Origin of the sequence: Pseudomaricurvus alcaniphilus (assembly GCF_011440395.1) — a bacterium.
Classification (GTDB): domain Bacteria; phylum Pseudomonadota; class Gammaproteobacteria; order Pseudomonadales; family Cellvibrionaceae; genus Pseudomaricurvus; species Pseudomaricurvus alcaniphilus.
Genome location: NZ_JAAOIX010000007.1, coordinates 16,583 through 41,594, shown reverse-complemented (window position 1 = coordinate 41,594; position 25,012 = coordinate 16,583). Strand labels below are relative to the sequence as shown.

Here is a 25,012-nt window from a genome sequence, read left to right as displayed (position 1 = left end):
TCAGCAAGTAACGCCCGCTGTTTTGCTGTCAGATTGTGCAAGCTGCCAAACAAGTTGGTTGCCGCGCGAAGGCTCTAGGAGCCTGTCGGACTTAGGGTTGCCCTGCTGCGAAAAAGCCGAGTTTGGCCATTTTTTAACCATTTTCTCGTTAAATAGAACCACTATTCGCCTCAAAAATGGTTAAAAACTGACTCAAATCGGACTTTCTCTCGCTACGGGCACCTAAGTCCGACAGGCTCCTAGAAAACCCTGAACACCCGTTGCATCTCCTCGAATTCGTACAGGTAGGGTTTGGCGGTTTCATGATTGGCGGCAACCACGATCAGGTCGTGGGAGAACACCGAGGTGTTGTACCAGTTAAAGCTGCCGTCAATCACCACCCGCTCGTCGATGACACAGTACTTGGAGTGGATGGGCGAGTAGGGTACCGGGTGGTCGTGCTGCCCGTACACCAGGCCGACCTTGACCCCGTTGTCGCGCAGGCGCTGCACCGCAGGCAGCAGCGGGCGGCTCAGCTCTTCTGCCATTGAGCGCTCGGCGCCTACGTCGCCCTGGCGAGCGAGGTGACCGTTAAACAGAATGTGCACGTGTACGCCGCGATTCTTGGCGTTGATCAGGGCGTTTACCACGCTGTCATGGTGTTCGCCGAGCAGATCGCCGATCAAAAACAGTGACACCTTAATGGAGTGCCGGGCCCGGTTAATCTCGGCAAAAATCGCATGGTGGGGCAAGTAGGCCTTGCCCCCCTCCATCAGGTGTCCGCCAAAGGTGTACAACAGGTTGAAATGGCTGTGCGGGTTGATGCCGTACTGCTGGATCACGCCGCCCCGCTGGCTTTGAAAAATATTGTCGAGCAGGCGGCACACGCCCTTGGAGTGAAAGGTCATGCCCGACTCCCAGTTTGCCCACCAGCGATCGAAGGTGATATTGAACGAGCCGAGGATGCAGTCTTCATCGTTGAAAATCACAAACTTGGTGTGCATATCCGGTTCCACTTCGATGAGGTGGTGGTCGGGGCTGCAGACCACGCCGATCAATTCTGCTCCAGATCGCTTCAGGCGGGCGTAATTGTTGCTGTTGGTCAGGGTCATCTTGCGCCAGTCGACGATGCATTGCACCAGCACGCCCTGTTCGTGGGCGTGGATCAGGTGGGTGATAAAGTTGCTGTCGTCGATGCAGTCGACGCTGACCTTGATGGTACAGAGCCGCTGTGGCTGTTCCGCCTTGGTGCGGATAACCTTGTCGATCAGGTGGTGAATATAGCTTTTCGGGTGGTAGGGGTGGGTCGGGTGGCCCTTGGTGAACTTTGGCACCAGTTGCAGGGATTCATAGTGATGATTGATCCAGTCCACATCCGCCTGCAGGGTATGGGCATTGACTTCATAGGTGCGATAGTGGTTCAGGGTTGAGTGCTCGGCAGTGATTTGCCGTTCCTGGGGCTGGTCCGGGTTGCCCTGCAATTGCGGCCAGTCCATAAAAATATAGTCTTTTTCCGAGGGGATGGAGCGGCCGTTGAGGTGCACGATAAAGGAGAACTTGATGCAATTGACCTGCCCGGTAATTTTCGAATAGGGCTGGATATAGAAGTCCCGGGTGCTGCGGGTGTGGCGATTCCAGGCAATATTCCAGGCATCTGTATCAACCAGGAACGTATCGCAAACACCATCGTCGCTGAAGATCTTCAGTACCACCTTGAGGTTGGCGGTGACGCCGTGATGCATGGCAAAACTAATCTTGCCCCAGCGCACAAAAAACACGTGTTTGAAATCGTTCACCCTGGCAAAGGACCCGCCCAGGTTGCCGCTGGTGGGAGTGGCATAGTGCTCTGCAAATATCATGTTATATACCTCCGTTTTTTACGGGGATTTAGGGCTGTGGCTCAAAGGTCATGACATAACCACAATGATCGGAAACGCGTCCGTAATCTGCTTCGGTAAAAATCACCTCGGCGGAAGTGGCCCGAAGTTTTCCGCCGCGATTCATAAAAATATAGTCAATACGATACTCTTCCCTGGACAGGTCTTGCCAGTAGGGATCCTCAGCCCGAAAGATTTTTTCAAACAAGCCGTGTTGATTGACGTCCATAAATTGATCGTCGTACTGTTTGCTATTGACCACCAGTTGGTAGCCGGCGGAATCTACGGTGACATTGAAGTCCCCGCACAGCAGGGTGGCCTGGACGTCTTTGCCGTGATTGCCTGCGGCCCAGTCGTGAAGCCGGTTGAACTGTTCTTCAAAGCCGTCTTGCAGCCAGCTTAAATGGGCCGAGTAGACGTTAACGAGGCCAATGTAAGGCGCTTTAATGGCGCCCATGACCACTTTACGGGCGTGGATGCTGTAAATATCCTGGTCGTCCGATACGTAGCGCGACTGTTGCTCCAGGAACGGGTAGCGACTGAGAATCGCGATTCCCTCTCGGTAGCGCTCAAAGCCCAGGTGCGACCAGTCTGTGTGCAGGTAATAGGGCTGCGGCAAGTGTTCGTTGATAATGCGGGCGGCGTTGGACTGCCAGTCGCCGTGGCCGTCGTTCCAGTTTTCAGCCACTTCCTGCAGGCAGGCGATGTCGACGTCAAGCTCGGCAATGGCGCGGGCAATTTGCCGCAGTTTGGCGGCCTGGTTTTTCTCCTGATAGCAGTGCAGGTTTAAAATCATGACCCGCAGCGGATCGCGCTGCAGGATATAATTCTGGCCGGCGTTATTGTCCCAGTAGGTCTGCTCGCCGCGGTGGTAGCAGATACTGTACTGCAGTCGAAACGCGTCCCGGCAGCGGATAATACCGGCCCAGACTTGCACGCCGTACTGGTTGGGGTTGCGGGCGTTGCTCGCGTGCAGTTTGTCCCACAAGTTAAGCCGTGCGCTGCAGTCGGTAGTGCGGCGGGTGGTCCAGTCATCGGTGGTCCAGTGCAGCACCACCCGGTCGGCGCCCTGGCGGCTGTCCACCGCGACCTTGACGGGCACGTATTTGGCGCCCTCAGCAAAGTGTGTATCGCAGAGTATATTTTGCACGGCGGAGTGGCCGAGGAGGATGCCGGAGTCGGCGTCGGAGTGGTAGTCCTTGCCGTGATTGTTGTCCCAGTGATCGTGCTCGCCAACCCGGTAGCGCAGGCTGAAGCGGATATTGCCCGGCAGTGCTTGTTTACTGCTGAGTTTGATGCTGACGCCGGCGCTCCAGTATTCGTGCTGCTGTCCGTGTGCACTGTGATGGGTTGCTCCCAGGGTGCGCCACTGGTTGTCTTCCCCGGCCCATAGCACATCCACCGCCTTGTGGTAGCCGACATTTTCAACCGACATAAAAAAGGTCAGTTGCTGCTGCACACTTTTGCGTCGCCGTCGAATGGTGTTTTCCATATACAGGAATGTTATTGGCTTCACGCCGTTCTCCAGGGGCGGCCACAGCTAAGAGCCGGTAATAAGTCAGTCAAAAGAGCTGCAGTATTAAGCCATTGCTGCCGCTTCTATCGCCATAGGCTCCCGGTGAGCCGGTCAGCACAGAATGAGAGCAGTGGAAAGAAAATATGGCCGGCGATATCGAGCGTTCGTGGCGGATGTCCGCCGTCGAGCGGGTCTGTACCGGCTCGAGTGCTGGCGGTTTTTAGTCTAACAGAGGTTATCAGGCAGGGGAACTGCGTGCCAGCGGCAGGAGGGCAACAGCTGTCAGGAGGGCATAATTACTGCAGGAGCCGAGCCGCCTGGACGGGTGTTGCTGCGCTGCCGGCGCGGCTCGAAGCGCAGGTGTTATCAGTTTATCCGTCCCTCGCGGACATAGTGACCATTCTCGAAGCGGGAAAAGAACTGCGCGAGCAGCGGGTGAGTGATCGGTTCGCCCAGGGTATCGTGCTCCAGGTTGCGCTCGGCTACATAGGTGGTGTGAACCGCCCCGTGCACCAGCACGTGATACCAGGGCTGATCCCTGGGTGGGCGTGATTTGGCGACTGCCTGATACCACTCCTCGGAGGCCTGAAAACCGGGGTCGATGTCGACCACCACGCCGCGATAGTCGAACAACCGGTGGTGAACAAGGTCTCCGACGGCAAATTTAGCCCTGTTGATACTGGTCACCGTGCCCAAAGTCGCCTCCTGTAAACAGTCGTCTGCGCTACTGTTGATACTACTATATCAGTGTGGGTGCCGTCTGGCAGGATGCTTGAGCCCAAACCGTTCAAAGGCTGCTGCTGGGGCCGGTCGAAATGGTATCAATATGCGGTTACGCGGCGGAGAATAATGCTTGCCTGATAGAAAAAGGGTGTTTATTCTGGCTAGTGACTTGTTGAGATATGTGCCGAGCCTGACGCTGGAAGCGGGGCCTCACTTCCCCCTTGCTGTGTTTAGAAGAAATCGCAGTTACCAAATAATACTTACTACTATTGCTGCTAACAGACACTGCTTTTAACCGTTGCTGCTTTTAACTGTTTCTATTTTTAACGGTGTCCAGCACCGACCACTCTCTGGCAAGTTGACGCAACAGGTGTTTGACGTGGCAAAATTTATTACTTCGAGTCTTATAAATCATTCAGTTTATGAAAAAAGTTGCTATTGATTTCAGTTGAGTTATTACGTTGAGCCACTTGCCTTGGGTGATGATGACGGTGGTCAGGAATCGATAGCCAGAAAGTGATCGCTGGCAATAATAGCCAGCGGTTATGGCTCAAGCAGATATGGCTAGAGAAAAAAGATAAAAATTGCAGGAAGTAACCGGCTGACAAAGTGTAGGAGGAATGTCATGAAGCTGTTCAGGTCTCAGGTACCTAAACTGATAGCCGTTACGGCGGCGCTATTGCAACCGGCTACGGCCAGTGCGGTGATGATTGTCTATGAAGAGACGGCCCTGGGTGGCAATCGATTCCGGCATGATTACACGGTGTTTAATAATGATACCCCGGCCGGAGTCGAGTTTTTCAACGTGGTCTATGGCGAGATGACCCACAGTGGGGTGTCCCTTGATATGGCGCCGGCAGGCTGGCGCGATTCCTTTATCAGCTTCCCCACGCCCGGCCTTGACCATGAATTATTTGCCGGTACCTCCACCATTGATAGCGACCCGGATTATGCTCCCATAGAGCTCGACACTGCCCTGTCGGGTTTTTCCGTGTCGTTCGACTGGCTCGGTGGGGGCGAGCCCGTTACTCCCATGTTCCAGATTTTTGACGCTGGCTTTACTCCCAGCGGCACGCCGGCAGGGGCCACCAGCGCCGAGCTGGTGTTCGATATCGTAACCGCGCCCCAGAAGATTGGCTTGTTGCCGTTGATGGGTATGGACGCCCTGCGCAGCCAGAGCCTGGTGGCAACAGCAGAGCTGCGTCGTTCACGCTGGGGAAGCCTCGAGTCAGGCTGGCTCCTGGCGGGCGATATTACGGAAGTGGAATATATCCCTGGCTTTCGCTCCCGCGATGGCGCCGAGGATGAGCGCGAGACCCTCAGCGTCGGCTATACCCACAAGGTTTCTGATAACCTGTTGGTGGGTGTGGTGCTGAGTTTTGGCAGCAGCGAGCTGGAGGTGGGAGCGTCGGAGTTCGAGGCGGACACTTTCGGTGTTACCGGGCTGCTCGGCTACCGCAGTGGGCCACTTTTTCTGGATATGGTCGCCAGCCTGACCCGGCTGGACTACGATGACCTCGATCGGGATGTGATGTTTGGCGGCCAGATGTACACCGCCACTGGCGATACCGATGGTCGCGGCTGGGGGCTGGATGCACTGGTGGGTTATGACCTGCTGTCCGACTCAGCCCAATTCAAGCTGGCCCCCGCGTTCGGCTACCAGGCGGTGAATGCAAAAGTGGACGACTACGAGGAGAGCGGTGCTCAAATCCTGAATAACACTTGGGGCAAGCAGGCCATGAAGAGCCAGCAGTGGCGCTTTGGTGTGGTCGGCAGCGCCAAGCTGTCGGAGACGTTTTCCCTGCACGCCGAAGTGTTCGGCGCCAAGGAGCGCCGGGACTCATTGCACAGCCTGGAGGTGACCAACAACAGCCTTGGTTTTACCATGCACACCTTGCCGGCCTACCAGATTGGCGATAAAAACTTTTGGACGGCTAACCTGGGCGGTACGCTGGACCTGGGCAGCGGTCATGTCAGCCTGAACTACAACTATTCCAGCCAGGGCGATGACCTGCAGCAGGTGATTATTAGTTACTCTCATCCGCTATAAGCGCGATCTGACAATATTAGTGCAGTGATCCCGTACTTGCCTGGCGTCTGTTTTGTAACATTGTTTTTCCTAATTACCACCTAAGCTAAGCTTTCGTGCAGCCGGCACTATGTTAGGTCTGGCTTCGGGGGCTTGCTTTCAAGACCCTCGACAGCAGGGATGCTGTCGTGGAGCCTCGAGCCCGCCCCGCGAGCGGAGCGAGTGCTTTGGGTGCATGGATGGAACCTGAGCCTGCCCCGCGAGCGCAGCGAGTGCTTTGGGCACGGCGAGTCTTGAAAGCAAGCCCCTGGAGCCAGGCCGGGAGCAAAGCTGCTGTCCCAAGGGCTACAGGGTATATGTTTACTATCGCCGATAACTGGCTTATTCATAGGCGTAATTAGGTTGTTTTTTGTCATCCGCGCAGGCGGGGATCCATTACTTCATTGAAATGTATGGATTCCTGGGCGCTGGGTAATTAATACAGACACACTTTTCCCTCTCCAACCGCTATCCGTCCAGCGGTAGCTGTAGCGCCCTCTGCAAATAGTTCTGCATGGGTATTTGCAAGAGCCGGTCGCGAAGTTCCTTATCGAATAACTCCTTCCCGGCGAAGGCTAGTGGCTGAGTTCCGCCGGCATTAGCTTCCCAGCGCACCCGCCAGGCTGGGGTAGTAGAGCATCGCGGCCAGCACAAGAGCGGGGAGGGCCGATACCTGCAGCCAGAACAGTGTGGCTTGTATCAGCCTCGGTTGCGTCTCGCCTGGCCAGTGGCAATGGTTTGCATGCATGGATGGCTGCACTTCAATCGACCCGGTGACACGGCGGCGCCAGTGCAACCGGGTGGGTAACGGCATCAATGCAGTTGACTGGAGTGCAGCGAGGTTAATCGGGGGCTGGCCAGGTTTGGCCATGCCACATTCTGCCTGTGAGTCTGTACGGGATTCTGTTGCGGGGGCTGCGCGGGAGCCGGGCTCTGTCTCAGTTTAAACAACATGGCCAGCAAGTCTGCGGCCGGTGCGCAAAACAGGCAATACTCAAGGCGCTGTCGCACCGAGCGCAGCAGCCAGGTGAAATCACCATTGTTGGCGGCCAGGGTGTAAGCCAGTTCCACCGCGGTATGGGCGTAGCGCTTTTGCGCCTGGGTGGCGAAATCATCGCTGTCGAGGAGCAAGTTGGCGAGCTCAAAGGCGCTGCCGTAGTGCTTGACGGCCAACTGCCAATCCTCGGCACGCACGGCGTCTCGTGCGCTCAGCATGGACCTGTGCCACAGCTGTTTGGCGATTAGTGGCTGGTTGCTGAGCCAGAGCCGGTGTTTACTGCAAAGAAAATTCATAGACGGGTGACCTCATCGCTGTTGGTGATACCGCTGTTTTGGGGGCGCGCGCAGAAAGGCGTTAGCTGTCATTAAACGGCTAGTGCCGCAGCCAACCAGGCTGAGTTAGAGGGGCTGGCGAGCGACCCGCAACAAATACTAATGATAACTATTATCATTTGCAAGGGCGATTTGAACTGGATTGCGGCCCGGTTTGAATGCCGGGCACCACTTGGTGGACTGGCAGCGCCCGGCGTGGCGATTATTGGGGCGGGGCTCTTATTGGGAGGGGACCTTATTGGGAGGGGACCTTTAGCGTCGTGTGGCGATGCAGCCAGTGATACAGCACCGGCAACACCAGCAAGGTGAGCAGGGTGGAGGAGATGATGCCGCCGATCACCACCGTTGCCAGCGGTCGCTGCACTTCGGCACCGGTGCCGGTATTCAGCGCCATGGGCACGAAACCGAGGCTGGCCACCAGCGCGGTCATTAGCACCGGGCGCAGGCGGATCAGGGCGCCCTCGATAACCGCGTGCAGCAACTCACCGGTTTGGTGCCAGAGGTCGCGGATAAAGGCCAGCATCACCAGCCCGTTCAAAACCGCCACCCCGGAGAGGGCGATAAATCCCACCCCCGCCGAAATGGACAGGGGCATATCGCGCAGCCACAGGGCCAGTACGCCACCGGTCAGGGCCAGGGGCACACCGGTAAATATAATCAGCGCGTCCTTGAGTGAACCGAAGGCCATGACCAGCAGGCCGATAATGATCAACAGGGTGAGCGGCACCACGATGGCAAGCCGCTTGCTAGCAGATTCCAGTTGCTCGAAGGTGCCGCCGTAATCCAGCCAGTAACCGGCGGGGATGTCCACCTCACTGGCGATGCGGGTTTTTACCTCGCTGACAAAACTGCCCAGGTCGCGGCCGCGCACATTGGCGGTGACCACCACCCGACGCTTGCCGTTTTCGCGACTGATCTGGGCCGGCCCGGGTGAAATATCCAGCTCAGCCACTTCCTCCAGCGGAATATAGTCGCCGTTGGCGAGAGGGACCGGCAGGTAGGCCAGCCGGTCGATGTCCAGGCGCAGGGTCTCGGGCAGGCGCACGACCAGTTCGAAGCGGCGGTCGCCCTCGTAGATCAGGCCGGCGCTTTCTCCGCCTAGAGCGGCCGCTACCCACTCCTGCAGATCGGCCACGTTGAGTCCATAGCGGCCCAGTGCGGTGCGCCGGGGAATCACCGACAGGGTCGGCAAACCGGTGACCTGCTCGACCCGCGCATCCGCTGCTCCGGGCACCTGGTTGACCGCCCTGAGAATGTCGTTGGCGGTGAGCACCAGTTGCTCCAGGTCATCGCCGAACAGCTTGATGCCCAGGTCGGCGCGCACCCCCGAGATCAACTCGTTAAAGCGCATCTGGATTGGCTGGGTGAACTCGTAGTTGTTGCCCGGCAACTGTTGCAGCGAAGCCTCCATTTCGGCCACCAGCGCGGCCTTGGTTTTGCTTGGGTCCGGCCATTCACTGCGGGGCTTGAGAATCACGAAATTGTCGGCAACGTTGGGTGGCATGGGGTCCGTCGCCACCTCGGCGGTGCCGATGCGGGCGAAGACCTTATCCACTTCGGCAAAGGTTTTGATGCGCTGCTCGAGAATTTCCTGCATGCCAACCGCCTGTTCCAGGCCGGTGCCGGGTATGCGCATCGCGTGCAGGGCGATGTCGCCTTCGTTTAATTGCGGGATAAACTCGGAGCCGAGGGTGGTGGCCAGCCAGACAGAGCCCACCACCAGCAGGCTGGCCAGGCTGAGCAGTGCCCAGCGCAACCTGATCGCCAGCATTAGCAGGGGCCGGTACAGGGTTTTGGTGGCGCTGATAACAACGCTTTCCTGTTCGCTGATCTTGCCGCGCAAAAAGACCGCGACAGCGGCGGGGACGATGGTCAGGGACAACACCATGGCCGCCAGCAGCGCCATCACCACGGTCGCCGCCATGGGGTGAAACATCTTGCCCTCGACACCGGTGAGGGAAAATATCGGGATGTACACCACGGTGATAATGGCCACGCCGAACAGGCTCGGGCGAATCACTTCCGCAGTGGCCTCAAATACCGTGTTGAGTCGTTCCCGCAAGTCGGGCAACTGGCCGTTGTGCTGGGCCTGCGCCAGGCGGCGCACGGAGTTCTCGACGATAATGACCGCGCCGTCCACAATCAGGCCGAAATCCAGCGCCCCCAGGCTCATCAAATTCGCCGAGACTCCGGTGCGCACCATGCCGGTCATGGTCGCGAGCATGGACAGCGGAATCACCGCCGCGGTAATCAGCGCCGCGCGCAAGTTACCGAGCAGGGCAAACAGCACCACGATCACCAGCAGGGCACCTTCGAGCAGGTTTTTCGCCACCGTGGCGATGGCTTTATCCACCAGGCTGGTGCGGTCGTAGACCGCCTCGGCGCTGACGCCGTCGGGCAGCGAGGCCTGTATCGCCTGCAGTTTGGCGGCCACATCCCGGGCGACGCTGCGGGAGTTTTCGCCGATCAGCATCATGGCGGTGCCCAGCACGGTCTCCCGGCCGTCCCGGGTGGCGGCACCGGAGCGCAGCTCCTTGCCAATGGCAATGCTGGCCACGTCCTCGATCATGATTGGCACACTGCCGTGCTCGGTAATGATGACCTTGCCAATGTCCTCGATGCTGGCCAGTTGCCCCGGTGAACGCACCAGTAGCTGTTGGCCGTTGCGCTCGATATAACCCGCACCGCGGTTGGCGTTGTTGGCTTGCAGGGCGGCGACCAGGTCCTCGACGCCGATGCGGTAGTAGAGCAGCTTTTTCGGGTCCGGGGTGACGTGGTACTGCTTGTTGAAACCGCCGATGCTGTTGATTTCGATCACCCCTTTGACCTGTGCCAGTTGGGGTTTGATGATCCAGTCCTGGATCTCGCGCAGCGCCGTGGTGTCGTAGGCCTGGCCGTTGGCCATAGTGGCGCCGGGTGCGGCCTGTACGGTGTACATAAAAATCTCGCCAAGGCCGGTGGAGATGGGGCCCATCTCCGGCTCGATTGCCGGGGGTAACACACTTTTGATGGCACCCAGCCGGGTATTGATCAGGTTGCGGGCAAAGTAGATGTCCGTGCCCTCCTCGAACACCGCGGTGACCTGGGACAGCCCGTAGCGCGACAGGGAGCGGGTATAGGACAGCCGGGGCAAACCATAGAGGGCGTTTTCCACCGGATAGGTAATGCGCTGTTCGGCTTCCAGCGGCGAGTAACCCGGGGCCGCGGTATTGATTTGTACCTGGACGTTGGTAATGTCTGGCACTGCATCAATGGGCAGCTTTTGGTAACTCCAGACCCCAATGCCGACAATAACCAGGATAAAACTGAGAAATAAATAGCGCCGCTCGATGGCCAGGCGCAGTATTGAATCAATCACGGTACGCCCCTTAGTGTTGGTGTTCGGCTTCAGACTTTTCGATGTCAGCCTTGATTAAAAAGCTGTTTTTATTGACGTAGCGCTGACCCGGTTCGAGCCCGCGCAGCACTTCAATATAGTGATCGTCACTGCGCCCCAGCAACAGCGGGGTGAAGCGATAGGTCTCACCGTCCTGCAGGAACACACCGCTGCGCCCGCCCAGTTGTTGCACGCTGTTTTTTTCCACGGCCAGGGCAGTCCTGAACTCAGCGGTGACAATGCGGCCTTCCACCAGCATGCCGGGAGCCAGCCCGAGACGGGTGTTGTCCAGTGGCACTCGCGCCAGCTGGTAGGGCTTGTCCAGCGCCGGAATGATATGGCTGATGCGGCCACTGATCGACTCCGCTGCCGAGCCGATATGTACGCTCTGCCCGGCTTTGACGTTGCGGCGCTGGGCGGGATAGACACGGAACTCGGCCCACAGTTGGTCGAAGTTGGCGATGGAAAACAGCACCTGGTCCTGGGTCACTTCACCGGTGTTGGCGTGGCGCTGGACGATAACGCCGGAGATGGGCGCGCGCACGCTGTATGTTTTCAGGCTCTCATCGGACTCCACTTCGGCCAGCAAATCCCCCGCCTTGACCTGGTCGCCGATGGTCGCCTTGACACTGGAAATCAAGCCGGAAAAGCGCGCCCGCATATGGCTGAGTTGCTCCGGTCCGGTGCTCAGTACACCGTAGCTGGTGATGGTCTGCAGCAGTGTTTGCGGTGCGGCCAGGGCGGTGCCGATGCCCACCTGGGCGGCCAGGTCGCGGTCGATACGGCTGCTGTTTTCCGCCTCGTCGTGATGATGTTCGTCTTCACCGTGGTCAGCATCACTGTGGCCGTGTTCATCTTGGTGTTTACCGTCGTGTTCACCGTCGTGTTCATTGCCGTGGTCGTGATTGCTCTCGTGCTCGCCCTCACGGTCGTGGTCATCGTGCTGATCGTGATCGTGTTGCTCATGCGCATCGCCATCCTCAAGCTGGGTATGGGCTGTGCTGGATGAATCGGCTGTGCTGGAGGAATCGGCGTGATCGTGGTGATGCTCGTGCCCGGTCTGGGCGTAAACAGGGTTAGCGATCGCGAGTGTCAATAACAGAGTGGGTAGTGGTATTTTCATCATTCAATCCTGTTGGCGCTTGCCGGTGTTTTGCCGGTCAAGGGCTGTGTCTTGTTGAGAGCGGTAGCCGTCGGGCAGCCGTGGCTTTTCTTCATTCCGGGCTTCTCTTGAATCCGAATTGCACGCTTATCACGCGGTTACTGAAGCGCCAGCGGCAGGGGCTCTGCCGCCAGTTGTTCGATCAGGGCCTGGTTCAGTTGCGCTGCCGTGGCGACTTCGATCTGCTGTTGTTTCGCCGCCAGCAGCTCTGCCTGGGCCGCAAGCCAGTCCTGGTAACGATAGCGGCCGTTCTCATAGGCCTGGCGGGTCAATTGCAAGGCGTTTTCCAGCGCCGGCAACACCTCGGTAGTGATCTGCTCATAGGCGGCGATGTTTTGCTGGCGCAGGGAGAAGGCGGCATACAGGCGCTGGTATAGATCCAGCGTGGCCGCGGCCCGCTGAAAGTCCACTTCATTGCGCTGCGCTAGCGCCGCGGCCACGGCACCGCGGTTGCGCTTGTCGCTGAACAGGGGCAGGGAAATGCCGGCGGTGAGGGCGGTGGCGTCGGACTCGGCAAAATGCCGGATGCCCACCTGCCAGCCAATGTCCATTTTGCCCTGGGCCTCGGCCAGTTTGATGCCGGCGTCTTGCAGGCGCGCTTCGCTGGCCAGCAGAGCGATGGCCGGTGAGCGCTGGGCGCGCCGGTACAGCTGGGTAAAACCATCGGCCTGGTCGAAGCGGGACAAGTTGCCACTGAGCTTTTCAAAGCCGGGACTGGTCTCGTTCCAGAAGGTACTCAGCAGGACTTTTTGGCGTTCAAAGCGACTGCGCAGGGCATCGAGTGTAATGCTGGCGCGACTCAACCCGGCCCTGGCTCGCATCACCTCGGCTTCCGGTGCGGCACCCTGTTTGGCCCTTCGCTCCACTGTGACCAGCATTTGCCGGGACAGTGACAGGGCTTCCTCGGCCAGCAGGATACTTTGTTGTGTCGCCAGGGCGCGAATGTAGTGTGCGGTAAGCTCGCCCAGCAGGTCGAGGGTTTCGACCTGGCGCTGCAACTGCAGTCGCTCGGTTTTGGCATCCACCACCGCAACCCTGGAGCGAGCCTTGTCACCCAGCTCAATAACCGAAGACAGGGCCAGGGTGGTCTCGGCACCGTCCAGGCCGCGGAAAGCGTCGCTGCCGGCGAAGTTTTCTACCTCCAGCCCAATCGTCAGGGCCGGCGGCAGTGAACTGGCACTGCGCAACGCTGCCTGGCCTTGTTGGCGCAACCGGTATTGGTGCAGCTGCGGATGGTTGGCCAGGGTCTGGGTTATGGCGCCCTCCAGGGTCAGCGGCTTTACTCTTGTTTCAAGCGGCGGGTAGTTTTCCGAGGAAAAGTTATCCAGGGAAGAGCTTTCCGGGGAAGAGATAGGCGGCGGATTAGCGCTCGCCCAGCAGCAGGTCGCCAGCAGCAGGCAGCCGACAACGGTAAGCATGGATTGCATTTAAAATCGTCCTTTTTATCAAAATCAAATTATCGGGGTGCACAGCCGCTTGGCCGTCAATAGCACCGCAAAATCAGCTTTGATTCAGGCGATTGGAGGACGAATGTCGGGCGGGAATTGATAGGAGATAAAGCTCAGCCGCCGCTCTTGCACCTTGCTGAAGGTGGTTGCGAGGTCGAGCCAGTGGTGCTTCGGGTTCAGGTATAACTGGGCTATGCCGTGGCAGTGGCAACAGTGGTGACAATCGAAGGCCGAGCCGGCCGTTGTGCTGTGCGGGTCGATCGTGGCGCTATTGTCACTTTCAGCCTGCGCGGCGTGGTCGTGGTTAAAGACCTGGTGTTCGGTGCCGGTTTGATGGGGCTCGTGTATGTCCGCACTGGCCAGTGCTGACTGCAGGGCAATCAGGGCTACCAAAATACAGGTCAACCAGGTGCGGATCATAAGGTCTGTTTATCCAGTAACGGCGTACAGTTGCATACAGTTGCGCTCGAACATTGCAGAGGATGCCGGCGTTCGACCCAAGTTGCAACCGCACTCAAACGGAAATGGTGGCAGACCGCAGAATGTACTGGAAAGCAGCCTGGGTTTGGCAGGATTGACCGAATGTCCGTCAGTCTTCGTCCCCGAGTGGGCCCCAGCGCGGTGGTTAATTTACAAGATTCATCGGCATTGGTTACCATGCCGGCAGACTTATCATTCAGCGGGAGTAGGTATGAGCTCATTTATTCGACTTGGCAGAGGTATCCTGTTGGGCCTGATGCTGTTGGGGCCGGTTGCCTGCGCAGAGGAGGCAAAGGACGGCGGCGCCAGTTTGGTCGCTGCACCTGTGGCCACGGTGCTGGAAGTGTACAAGAGCGAAACTTGCGGCTGCTGCGGAGCCTGGGTCGAGCACATCGAGCAGGCGGGGTTTTCCGCGCCGGTGCATCATCCGGCCGACTTGAATCAGGTGAAGGCCGGCCACGGTATCGCGCCGCGCTATCAGTCCTGCCACACCGCCGTATCCAAAGACGGCTATGTGTTTGAAGGCCATGTTCCCGCCCGCTATGTACAGCAGTTTTTGCAAAACCCGCCCGCCGGCGCCATCGGCCTGGCGGTGCCCGGCATGCCAGTGGGCAGCCCGGGTATGGAAGTTGGCGACCGGTTCTCTCCCTACAAGGTACTGCTGTTAAACGCCGACGGCAGCAGCGCAGTCTATGCCCAGGTGAATAGCCCGCAGGATCAATGAGCTCAGCACCCGGCGCTGACGATCCTGCCATCTAAAATAGGACACGGCGCTGGAAACCCGTCCGCAACGGCGGGCGACCTCATGAGCAGAATGCCTCCCGCGTTAGCAGCTTATACCGGTGTTTAGCTGCCTGTCTGGCAGCAATAATTCAATCTGTAACGCCGCCCGCTGCGTACTCAGGAGGAGACGTAAGGGGAGAATGGCTTATGAGGTATCTATTACTGCTGCCGCTGGTCTTGTGGCTGGCGGCCTGCTCGGTATCCATCGACGGTGCCCGCTATCAAGCGCTGCAGCCGGCGTTTGATCTGCGCAATTTTTTTACCGGCGAGGTCAAGGCCTGGGGCATCGTCCAGGACCGCTCCGGAAATCTGGTGCAACGCTTTCAGGTGGATATAGTGGGCAGCGTGGCAGGGACCACCCTGATCCTGGATGAAACCTTCAGCTACAGCCTCGGGGATGGGGTTCGACAGCGACAGTGGCGGATCGAGGAGGGCGCCAACGGTTCGCTGAGTGGCGTCGCGGACGATATCGCCGGTGCGGCGCAGGGCGCGTTGTACGGCAATGCATTGCAGTGGCAATATGAGATGGACCTGGTGCTGGACAGCGGCACCTACCGGGTCAGCTTCGACGACTGGATGTGGGCGTTTGACAGCGACACCCTGATCAATCGTTCCTATATCCGCAAATTCGGCCTGGTGATGGCTGAGGTCACTATTTTTATGCAGAAACAACCGTGACCAGCAGGGGCTGATCACGCTGGCCAACCCCGTAGCCTGACCCTGCAGCCCCCGTCGCGAAACTTTTATTCTGGTTGTATAGTACTGGTAAAAAGATACCTAATTACCTCTATGAATAGGCCAGAACTCGGCGATAGCAGACATATACCTCGTAAACCTTGGGGCATCAGCTTTTCTCCCGGCCTGGCTCCAGGAGCCAGACCTACCATAGTGCCAGCTGGACGACGCTTAGCTTTAGTGATAATCAGGAAAGGATAAGCAAACCGCTGCAGCGGTTTGCGGGAGGCGGATATGTCGGGCAAGGGTGTCAAAGCGCCAGAATTGGACGTGGTGAGCTGGCTCAATACAACCCAGCCGCTCACCCTCGCCGGACTGCGGGGCAAGGTGGTAGTGTTGCACGCGTTCCAAATGCTGTGCCCAGGCTGCGTCTCCCACGGCCTGCCCCAAGCGGCGGCGATTCACCAGTTGTATCCCGTGGACGAGGTGCAGGTAATCGGCTTGCACACCGTATTTGAGCATCACTCGGTGATGACCCTCGACGCCCTGCAGGCGTTTGTGCACGAATACCGCCTGCGCTTTCCCATCGCCGTGGACCGACCCTCGGCCAGTTCTGCCATTCCGCACACCATGCAAAAACTGGATCTGGAAGGCACGCCGTCCCTGTTGCTGATCGATAAGCAGGGCTTTATTCGAACCCATCATTTTGGCCGTTTGAGTGACCTGCAGGTGGGGAACATGATTGGCCAGTTGCTGATGGAGCCCGCTTCGCTATCACCGTCGTCCCCCTCGGGGACGGAACCCGCTGCAACGCCTCAAACTCCGGGCGGCCAGTGCAGTGAAGACGGCTGCAGCATCTAAACTCTATTTATTCAGCGCCCTTCAAGCCCCGCTCGCTGATCTTCAGTTTTCAACCTTTCTACCAGCTTCCCTGCGCGACATTGTGCCGCTATATGACATCAGGTTTAAAAGACAGGCAAGGCTGATGCCAGTGGCGCGAAGGCGCTACTGCCCGCTATTGCGCCGGCCTCATCGAGGCCTTGAACTTTTCCCCACCGTCCCCATCTATAGCAGCGTCTTTTTTGTTTGGGGGTATTCCCGCACACCGGGGAGACCGTGAAGATGCGCTGCTCTATAGACATAAACGCCTTAACTGCCAGTAGCCGCTTTTTTATTTATAGCAACTGCCTGGCCGCCCGCCCGCCTCCCTGAGGGGGCTCCCCAGTTTCTTTTCCCAGCCTTTTGCCCCGGCGGCGAAGGGCTGTGCCTGCTTGATTCAAACGTCAATTCTAACAGGAGGACAGCATGCTGGAAGTGAACCAGCTGACGCGCCAGTATGACAGTTATACCGCCGTCAATAACGTCAGTTTCACCATCGACAAGGGTGAGATCGTCGGCCTGCTCGGCCACAACGGCGCCGGCAAGACCACCATTATGAAAATGCTCTGCGGTTACCTTGAGCCCAACCGGGGAACGGTACAAGTGGCCGGTCTCAACCTGGCGCAGGAACCGCTGCGGGTGCAGCGGCTGTTGGGCTACCTGCCGGAAAACCTGCCGGTGTACCCGGAAATGAGCGTCGCCGACTACCTGGATTACGCCGCTGACCTGAAGGGGCTCACTGGTGCCACCAAGCAGGCAGAGATCAAGCGGGTGATTGTCGCCACGGACCTGGCCGCCAAGTTGCTGGCTCCCATCTCTACCCTGTCGCGGGGTTACAAGCAGCGTGTCGGTGTGGCCCAGGCCATTCTCGGTGCCCCCAAGTTGCTGATCCTGGACGAACCCACCAACGGCCTCGACCCGGAGCAGACCCGGCATATGCGCCAGTTGATCCGGGAGATCGCCAAGGACGCCACGGTGATCCTGTCCACCCACATCATGCAGGAAGTGGACGCGCTCTGCTCCCGGGTGCTGATCCTGCGGGCCGGGCAACTGGTGGTGGACGCCCGGCTGGAGGAGGTGCGCCGCACCAATCACTTGCGCCTGGAGACTGCCATGCCGCCGGCCAAAGCGGGGGATTTGCACAGCATCGCCGGCATCGCCAGGGTGAGTAGCCTGAATGACGCGAGCAATGCCGCAACCAGTGTCTCAACCAATACCTCAACCAATACCTCAACCAATCCACCGACCGGCCACAGCTACCGCATCGAACTGGCGGCGGAGGCGCAGCAGCGAGAGGTCTGCGCCGCACTGGCAGAACACCTGGTCAAGGCGGGCTATGCACTCTACCTGCTGCAACCGGAGTATCGCGATCTGGAAACCCTGTTCCGGGAGGTAGTTGAGGATGGTGATGCTGAGGAAAGTGATGCCGAGGAGGGCCTGAACCATGCAGCCTGATTACCCTGTCAATCCGTTCGCCCGGCAAGGCGTTGTCGGCCGGGTGGCGCGCAAGGAGGTCACCCTGTTCTTCGCCTCGCCGGTCGCCTACCTGTTTCTCGGCACCTTTGCGGCGGTCACCCTGTTCGTCTTCTTCTGGGGTGAGGCCTTCTTTGCCCGTAATATTGCCGACGTCCGCCCGCTGTTCGAATGGATGCCGGTGCTGCTGATCTTTTTAAGCGCCACCCTGACCATGCGCCTGTGGAGCGAAGAGCGTCGCAGCGGTACGCTGGAATATGTGCACACCCAGGCGGTGCCCCTGTGGCAGTTTGTACTGGGCAAATTCCTGGCCTGCATGTTCCTGCTGGCGCTGGCGCTGGCCATCACCCTGCCGTTGCCCATCACCGTCGCCATCATCGGCGATCTCGACTGGGGGCCCGTCGCCGCGGGCTACCTGGCGGCAATCCTGCTGGGCGCCACCTACCTCAGTATCGGTTTGTTCGTGTCGGCGCGCAGCGACAACCAGATCGTCAGCCTGATCAGCGCCAGTCTCCTGTGCGCGCTGTTCTACCTGTTGGGTACCACCACCATCACCGACTTCTTTGGCAACCGGGCCGGGGAGTGGCTGCGGCTGCTGGGTACCGGTTCGCGCTTTGAGTCCATCACTCGCGGTGTCATCGATTTCCGCGACCTGTACTACTACCTGAGTATGGTGCTGGTCTTCTTAAGCCTGAATACCCTGGTGCTGGAGAAGGAGCGCTGGGCCGGCGGGGGCCGACCCCGGCACCGCCAATGGCAGGCACTGACGGCGCTGGTGATCGCCAATGCCCTGGGCGCCAACCTGTGGCTGGGCCAGCTCAGCAGCCTGCGCGCCGATGTCACCGCGGGCAACCAGTACTCCATCTCCGCCGCCACCCGCGGCTATCTGCAGCAACTGCAGGAGCCACTGCTGCTGCGCGGCTATTTCAGCAGTAAAACCCACCCCTTGCTGGCGCCGCTGGTGCCGCAACTGCGCGACCTGATCAAGGAGTACGAAATCGCCGGCCGCGGCAAGGTGCGGGTTGAGTTTGTCGACCCGCCCACAGAGCCGGAGTTGGAGGAGGAGGCGAACCGCAAATACGCCATCCAGCCGGTGCCGTTCCAGGTGGCGGATCGCTACCAGTCGTCCATCGTCAGCTCCTACTTCAATGTGCTGGTGCAGTACGGTGACGAATACCAGGTGCTGGGTTTTCGCGACCTGATTGAAATCCAGGCGCGCAACGAGGGGGATATCGACGTGCAGTTGCGCAATCCCGAGCACGACCTGACCCGGGCCATCAAGAAGGTGCTGCATACCTACCAGGCCGGGGGCAACCTGTTCGATACCGTCAAAGGCGAGCTGGTGTTTAACGCCTATGTCTCCGCCGACGACTTACTGCCGGAGCAACTGCTGGCCTTCAAACAGGAGCTGCAGCCCCTGTTGCAAGAGACTGCAGACCAGGCTGGCGGGCGTTTCAAAATCAACCTGGTGGATCCTGCCAGTGGTAACGGCGAAGTGGCGCAACGCATTGCCGCGGAGTACGGCTTTATGCCCATGGCCACCAGCCTGTTCAGCGAGCAGCAGTTCTACTTCTACATGACCCTGGATAACGGCGAGCAACTGGTGCAGATACCGCTGGACGATGCCAGCGCGGATGCTTTCAAGCGCAACCTGGAAGCGGGCATTAAGCGCTTTGCCAGCGGTTTTACCAAGACCGTGGCCCTGGTCACCCCGGTTGCGGGCCCGTCGCCCTATGGCCCCTACGCCCAGTCGGGCCCCTCGTTCAGCCAGCTGGAAGCCTTCCTCGGCGCCGAGCTGAATATCAGCCGCGAGGACTTGAGCGATGGCAGCGTCTCCGGTGAGGCCGACATTCTGCTATTGGCCGCGCCCGAGAACCTGGATGACAAGCAGTTGTTTGCTGTCGACCAGTTCCTGATGCAAGGGGGCACCGTTATCGCCGCCACCTCGCCCTACCGCGCCGACCTGTCCAGCCGCAGTTTGAGTCTGCAACGCCACAGCAGCGGCCTGGAAAAATGGTTGCAGCATCACGGCCTCGCCATCGACGAGCAGCTGGTGCTCGACCCGCAGAACGCGGCTTTCCCGATTCCGGTGAGCCGCAATGTAGGCGGTTTCCAGCTGCAGGAAATGCGCATGCTGGACTACCCCTATTTTGTCGATATCCGTGGCGCCGGGCTGAACCGCGACAACCTGGTGACCTCGGAGCTGCCCCAGGCGACCCTGGCCTGGGCGTCACCCATCAGCGTCGATGCCGACCAGCAGGCGTCGCGCCAGGTGACCGAGTTGTTGCGCAGCTCCGCCGGGGCCTGGCTGTCCTCGTCACTGGATATTATGCCCAGGGTAACGCCCCAGGGCGTCAGTGCCTTTGAGCCCGAGGGGGAGCGCGGCGCGCACCTGCTGGGGGTGATCAGCCAGGGGCGCTTCGACTCGTATTTTGCCGGCCAGTCATCGCCGCTGGTGGCCGCCGCGGCGGACGCTGGCGCTGACAGCAGCGCCGGGAACAACAGTGAAGCGGATGCCGGCGCAGACGGGGAGAGTGCGGCTGGGCTGCAGCTCGACCGGGTGATAGAGCGGTCGCCGGATTCGGCCCGCATTATCCTGTTCAGCTCCAACGACTTCCTCCGCGATCAGGTGATTCGACTGGCGGGCAGTGCCCAGCAGAGCGAATACCTCAACACCCTGCAACTGGCGGCCAATGCCGTGGACTGGTCGCTGGAGGATGCGGGGCTGCTCAGCATTCGCTCCCGCGGCCACTTCAATCGCACCCTGCCGCCACTGGAGCACGGTCGCCAGCTGTTCTGGGAATACCTCAACTACGGCCTTGCCATCGTTGCACTGGCGGCCATTGCCCTGTGGGAGCGCCGCCGGCGCCGAGTCAGGCAGCGTCGTTACTTCGAACTCTTCGCTCAATAAGGAGGTCTGCAATGAATAAATTAACGAGCTGGCTGGGTGGTCTGCTGGCGCTGCAACTGGTGCTGGCCGCGGGCCTGTTTTGGGGCGACGGCGCCGGCCAGTCGGAGGCGATCGGCCAGCCATTACTGGGGTTCGAGCAAGCGCAAATCGACAAGGTTGTTATCGGCGCCGGGGAGGAGGAGGTCACTCTGCAGCGCCAGGACGGGCAGTGGCGGCTGCCGGGGCAGAGTGACCTGCCGGTGGATAGCGGCAAGCTGCAGCCCCTGCTCGAACAATTGCACGGGCTGCAAAGCGGTTGGCCGGTGGCCACCAGCGCCAGCAGTCACCAGCGCTTTGAAGTCAGTGAAGATACCCATCAGCGCCGCATTCGGTTGTTTCGGGATGGGCAGCTGGTGGTGGACTTGTATCTCGGCACTTCGCCGGGTTTCAAAAAAGTGCACGGCCGCAGGGCCGCCGATACCGAGGTCTATGCCCTGCCCCTGAACAGCTTCGATTTCCCCACCAGTGCCGACAACTGGCTGGACAAAACCCTGCAGGCAACCGGGGCGGACGAAGTAACGGAGCGGCCGGCGACCGACGAGGCTGGCGAAGGTGAGGGGAAATCCTGATCGTACTATTTTTAAAAAGCGGCTTTTTTATAAATAAATATTTTTATACCCAGCTTGAAAAAAACAGGGAAAAACCAATCTAATTGGGTACCGGGAAGCGCCTGCCAGGGCGTGTACCGGTACCTGATTTTGGCAGCATAGCTTGCCAGCGTGGCCCGGAAAGCGGGTGTAAAAGTAGTGTTTCGGGTCATTGACCGATCTGGTTAAGTACATTAATTCGTGGTTGTTATTTAACTTGGCAACGATGTATTAGCAACAATCAGTTTGCAAAAATGTATTAATTGGAGGCTATGTTATGAACCTGAAAAAGTTAAATCCGTGGAACTGGTTCAAGCACGAGGACAGGGCGGTGGAACAAAGCGCCCAGATACCGGTGCGGCGTGAAGAAGCCACGCGTGCCATGCCCTCCCTGTGGCAGGGTGACCAGCTTCCTGTACAGCAATTGCATCAACAATTTGATCGACTGTTTGAGGACGTTTGCAACGCTTTTGGTATGCCATCACTGGGGGCGTCGGTGGCACGCCAGCCCTGGTCTGGTACCGGTCTGGTCGGCAGCTACCGCCCCCAAATCGATGTCTCCGGGGACGACAGACAGTATGAAATTACGCTGGATGTACCGGGCCTTGGCGAAGACGACCTGTCGATCGAAGTGAAGGGTGATGTGTTGATGATCAACGGCCAGAAGGAGGAGAAGAACGAACACAAGGACAAGCACTTTTACCGCGTCGAGCGCAGCTATGGTGCCTTCCAGCGCACCCTGTCGCTGCCGGCGGATGCCAACGCCGATGCGATCAAGGCCAACCTCAAGGACGGTGTGTTGACCCTGCAAATCCCGCGTTTCGAGGGCGAGCAGGAAGAGGTGAGGCGCATCGCCATTTCGTCGCGCTAGAGTGCGCCGGGAAATAATTCGCTGGCGCCCGTTGCCAGAAAGGGCTTGGCAGCCGGTCTGCAGCGAGCATCGAACAGTGGCGCCAGGGACGGCACCACCAACCCATACAATAAGCCAGCGCCATATGATGAGAAGAATAATTGGCAGCCCAATTTCAGCCGGGCTCGCAGCAGGTCACGCAGTCGTCGTCAATGCACAAGAGGTTCCGGTTGAAACTTATCCCGTTGACAATGTCGACCGGGAAGTTGTGCGCCTGACCCGTGCCCTGAAAGGTGCCAAGAGTGACTTGCAGGCCTTGCAGAAACGCCTGCACGGTGAATTCGGCAGTGGTGAAGCCGAGATTTTTGCCACCCATTACAGCATGCTCGATGACCCCTACCTGATCGAGGATATCGTCCAGCGTATCAAGCGCGACCGCATCAATGTCGAGGCGGCCATCGCCCAGTCCGTGGATGAATTTACCCGGCGCCTGAGTGAGCTCGACGACCCCTATTTGCGCGAGCGGGAGCAGGATATTCGCGATATCGGCCAGCGCCTGCTGCGCCATGCGGGTGGCTACTCCTCCGCCCGCCTTTCTACCCTTGCAGCCAATAGCATTATTGTCGCCACTGAGCTGATGCCCTCGGACCTGGTCGAGCTCGACTACCGCTGCCTGTCCGGGTTTGTAGTGGAGCACTGCGGTGCCACCAGTCACATCGCAATCCTGGCTCGCGCCCTGGGCATTCCCGCCGTCAGTGGCATCGCGCATTTACCGGCGCTGGTGAGCAGTGGGCAGTACCTGTTGCTGGATGGCGATAGCGGTGCAGTGGTGGTCGAGCCCAGCTTCAGTTCGATCCAGGGGTTCCGTCAACAGCAGTCACGGCGACGGGCGCGGGAGCAAGCAGCTCGGGTCGATGCTCAACTGCCTTGCCAGTTGGCGGATGGCACGGCGATTAGCCTGCTGGCCAACCTGGGGCGGCCCAGCGAGGAGGAGTTGCTGGCGCTGGCCAGCCTGGACGGGGTCGGCTTATTGCGTACAGAGTTTCTTTTTCTCGAACACGGTGAACCCCCGTCCGAGGACTTGCAGGCCAGGGTTTACGGGGATATTGCTGCCCGCTGCCACGGGACCACCGTGATCCGGACCCTGGACCTGGGCGGTGACAAGTTCCCCCTGTTTTTGGAGCGGGACCTGGAGTCCAATCCCAATTTGGGGGTGCGCGGCTTGCGCTTCTCCCTGACGGCCGGGGAGTCGCTGTTTCGCAATCAGGTGCGCGCCATACTGCGTGTTGCTGCCGAGCACTCCATCGCCATTATGTTTCCTATGGTGGTTGGCGTGGATGATGTGCGCACGGCGAAAGCCATGGTACTGGAAATGGCGGAGGCTATGGAGTTGCAGTCGCTGCCGCCGGTGGGCGCCTTGATTGAGACCCCGGCTGCAGTGCTGATGATTGACGACATTCTCGATCACATCGATTTTGTCGGCATCGGCAGCAATGACCTGACCCAGTTTATGCTGGCTGCGGATCGCAACGCCCAGACCACGGCGGAGGATTACTCGGTGCTGCACCCCAGTGTCTTGCGCGCGATTAATGCGGTGATTGTGGCGGCCAACCGTAAAGCCAAGCCGGTTTCCATTTGTGGCGAGGCCGCCAGCCAGCCGCAACTGGCGGGATTGTTCGTGGGCATGGGGGTGCGACGCCTGAGCATGAGCCCGAAACTGGGCGCGGCGGTGAAACAACGGTTGCGCCAGCTAACCCTGGCGCAATTACAGGCGCTGGCGGCGGACGTTTTGTCGGCGTCCTCCAGCGCCCAGATAACCGAGGTCTTAGCCGCGATGAAAGTTGCTGGCCAGCACTCTTAGTTGACGCGCCTGGCTTACCTTCTTCGCTATCCCTGCCCTTTTAACTGGCTGCCCTAACGCAGGGTGCGCACAAAAAACTGCCGCGCCCGCTCGTACATCTCCAGCGCCAGGGCCGAGTCGTAGCGGTCGCCTTCGTCGCGCATAAACGCGTGCACGGCGTTCACTTCCAGCCAGTTGTAGTTCAGGCCGGAGGCCTGGAACTGCTGGTACAACTGCAGTCGGCCTTCCGCCGGCACGTGCGGATCCTGTTTGCCGAACACCATAAACACCTCGCCGCGGATATCGCCGCAGCGACTGAGGCTGTCGTTGCCCGGTTGGCAGGGCAGGGTGTTGCTGTGAATATCGGTGGCGTAGAGGCAGAAGGCACTTTGGATGGCCGGGTTCAGGGCCGCGCGAAAGGCCAGGTGGCCGCCGATGCAGACGCCCATGGCGCCCACGTGGCCGTTGCAGTATTCGGCTTGCTGGCAGAATTCCACCAGCGCCCGGGTGTCGCTGTCGTGCTGTTCCAGGGGTTTGTTGGCCTTGTCGCTGTTGCCCTTGTCCTTGCCCTCGTCATCGTAACCGAGCACCGTGCCGAGCGGATTCAATTCGTGGAACACCTCCGGTACCAGTACCACGAAGCCGAGCCCGGCGAGAATATTGGCACTGCGGGCGATGGGGGCCGTGATCTGGAAAATTTCGGAGTAGAAAATAATCGCCGGAAACTGCCCGCCGGCGTTGGGGCGGAAGACCTGGGTCTGCATGGTGCCGGTCGGGGTGGCGAGGTCGATCAATTGATGGGTTGTTTGCATAGTGGCTACCGGGTTGAGAATACAGCCGCTACCATAAGTGGGTCTTTTCCACAAAACAACCTTGTCCTGTGCCTCGATTTGGCAGGTGGCACAAAAAGGCCGAATTACCGCCTGATCTGCGGATTGTGCTTGATACGGGTCAATAACAAATAGCGCTCACAGTGGCTTAATTGAAAAAATGGCGGGCAGTAGCAGCAAGTTG

General features: G+C 59.2%; 18 protein-coding genes. 9 read left to right on the top strand and 9 right to left on the bottom strand.

Annotated features, from left to right (window positions below):
* Nucleotides 1–239 precede the first annotated feature (239 nt).
* From G8764_RS14055 to hspQ, 3 genes are all read right to left on the bottom strand, one after another.
* Nucleotides 240–1,838, bottom strand: coding sequence for a phospholipase D-like domain-containing protein (locus G8764_RS14055; RefSeq protein WP_166165296.1), 1,599 nt, complete (start codon nucleotides 1,836–1,838; stop codon nucleotides 240–242).
* Between the two features lie 28 nt (nucleotides 1,839–1,866).
* Entirely contained in the window at nucleotides 1,867–3,372 is a 1,506-nt protein-coding gene (locus tag G8764_RS14050; protein WP_207951895.1) for an endonuclease/exonuclease/phosphatase family protein, read from the bottom strand.
* Between the two features lie 366 nt (nucleotides 3,373–3,738).
* The gene (gene hspQ, locus G8764_RS14045; protein ID WP_341806402.1) at nucleotides 3,739–4,059 is read right to left on the bottom strand and encodes a heat shock protein HspQ; all 321 of its coding nucleotides are present in this window, start codon (nucleotides 4,057–4,059) and stop codon (nucleotides 3,739–3,741) included.
* A 661-nt stretch (nucleotides 4,060–4,720) separates the two neighbouring features.
* On the opposite strand from hspQ, the gene G8764_RS14040 reads away from it, so the two are divergent.
* On the top strand, nucleotides 4,721–6,145 hold the full coding sequence (locus tag G8764_RS14040) for an autotransporter outer membrane beta-barrel domain-containing protein (protein ID WP_166165294.1): 1,425 nt from the start codon (nucleotides 4,721–4,723) through the stop codon (nucleotides 6,143–6,145).
* Nucleotides 6,146–6,976: 831 nt separating this feature from the next.
* Here the strand turns inward: G8764_RS14040 and G8764_RS14035 are convergent.
* The 5 genes from G8764_RS14035 to G8764_RS14015 all read right to left on the bottom strand — a co-directional run bounded on the left by G8764_RS14035 (nucleotide 6,977) and on the right by G8764_RS14015 (nucleotide 13,901).
* On the bottom strand, nucleotides 6,977–7,378 hold the full coding sequence (locus G8764_RS14035; protein WP_166165293.1) for a hypothetical protein: 402 nt from the start codon (nucleotides 7,376–7,378) through the stop codon (nucleotides 6,977–6,979).
* 352 nt (nucleotides 7,379–7,730) lie between these two features.
* Nucleotides 7,731–10,853, bottom strand: a complete 3,123-nt coding sequence (locus tag G8764_RS14030; RefSeq protein ID WP_166165292.1) for a CusA/CzcA family heavy metal efflux RND transporter — start codon at nucleotides 10,851–10,853, stop codon at nucleotides 7,731–7,733.
* Nucleotides 10,854–10,863: 10 nt separating this feature from the next.
* Nucleotides 10,864–11,994: an efflux RND transporter periplasmic adaptor subunit gene (locus tag G8764_RS14025; protein ID WP_166165291.1), complete on the bottom strand. Its 1,131-nt coding sequence runs from the start codon at nucleotides 11,992–11,994 to the stop codon at nucleotides 10,864–10,866.
* Nucleotides 11,995–12,131: 137 nt separating this feature from the next.
* Nucleotides 12,132–13,460: a TolC family protein gene (locus G8764_RS14020; RefSeq protein ID WP_243748813.1), complete on the bottom strand. Its 1,329-nt coding sequence runs from the start codon at nucleotides 13,458–13,460 to the stop codon at nucleotides 12,132–12,134.
* A gap of 84 nt (nucleotides 13,461–13,544) precedes the next feature.
* Complete coding sequence (locus tag G8764_RS14015; RefSeq protein WP_166165290.1) at nucleotides 13,545–13,901, bottom strand: hypothetical protein; 357 nt, start codon at nucleotides 13,899–13,901, stop codon at nucleotides 13,545–13,547.
* A gap of 271 nt (nucleotides 13,902–14,172) precedes the next feature.
* Here G8764_RS14015 and G8764_RS14010 point away from each other — a divergent pair, with 271 nt between their 5' ends.
* The 8 genes from G8764_RS14010 (at nucleotide 14,173) to ptsP (ending at nucleotide 24,019) form a co-directional block, all read left to right on the top strand.
* The gene (locus G8764_RS14010) at nucleotides 14,173–14,685 is read left to right on the top strand and encodes a DUF411 domain-containing protein (RefSeq protein WP_243748812.1); all 513 of its coding nucleotides are present in this window, start codon (nucleotides 14,173–14,175) and stop codon (nucleotides 14,683–14,685) included.
* 206 nt (nucleotides 14,686–14,891) lie between these two features.
* Complete coding sequence (locus G8764_RS14005) at nucleotides 14,892–15,422, top strand: DUF3833 domain-containing protein (protein WP_166165289.1); 531 nt, start codon at nucleotides 14,892–14,894, stop codon at nucleotides 15,420–15,422.
* 291 nt (nucleotides 15,423–15,713) lie between these two features.
* Nucleotides 15,714–16,280, top strand: a complete 567-nt coding sequence (locus G8764_RS14000; RefSeq protein WP_166165288.1) for a redoxin domain-containing protein — start codon at nucleotides 15,714–15,716, stop codon at nucleotides 16,278–16,280.
* A gap of 444 nt (nucleotides 16,281–16,724) precedes the next feature.
* Nucleotides 16,725–17,753 (top strand): ABC transporter ATP-binding protein, encoded by a 1,029-nt coding sequence (locus tag G8764_RS13995; protein ID WP_166165287.1) that lies wholly within the window; start codon nucleotides 16,725–16,727, stop codon nucleotides 17,751–17,753.
* Nucleotides 17,743–20,682, top strand: a complete 2,940-nt coding sequence (locus G8764_RS13990; RefSeq protein WP_166165286.1) for a Gldg family protein — start codon at nucleotides 17,743–17,745, stop codon at nucleotides 20,680–20,682. The genes G8764_RS13995 and G8764_RS13990 overlap by 11 nt, the downstream gene beginning before the upstream one ends.
* Nucleotides 20,683–20,693: 11 nt before the next feature.
* Complete coding sequence (locus G8764_RS13985; protein WP_166165285.1) at nucleotides 20,694–21,290, top strand: DUF4340 domain-containing protein; 597 nt, start codon at nucleotides 20,694–20,696, stop codon at nucleotides 21,288–21,290.
* A gap of 295 nt (nucleotides 21,291–21,585) precedes the next feature.
* On the top strand, nucleotides 21,586–22,179 hold the full coding sequence (locus tag G8764_RS13980; protein WP_166165284.1) for an Hsp20/alpha crystallin family protein: 594 nt from the start codon (nucleotides 21,586–21,588) through the stop codon (nucleotides 22,177–22,179).
* 124 nt (nucleotides 22,180–22,303) lie between these two features.
* Complete coding sequence (gene ptsP / locus G8764_RS13975; protein WP_166165283.1) at nucleotides 22,304–24,019, top strand: phosphoenolpyruvate--protein phosphotransferase; 1,716 nt, start codon at nucleotides 22,304–22,306, stop codon at nucleotides 24,017–24,019.
* Between the two features lie 53 nt (nucleotides 24,020–24,072).
* Here ptsP and G8764_RS13970 read toward each other — a convergent pair whose 3' ends face one another.
* Nucleotides 24,073–24,810: a dienelactone hydrolase family protein gene (locus tag G8764_RS13970; RefSeq protein WP_166165282.1), complete on the bottom strand. Its 738-nt coding sequence runs from the start codon at nucleotides 24,808–24,810 to the stop codon at nucleotides 24,073–24,075.
* Nucleotides 24,811–25,012 lie beyond the last annotated feature (202 nt).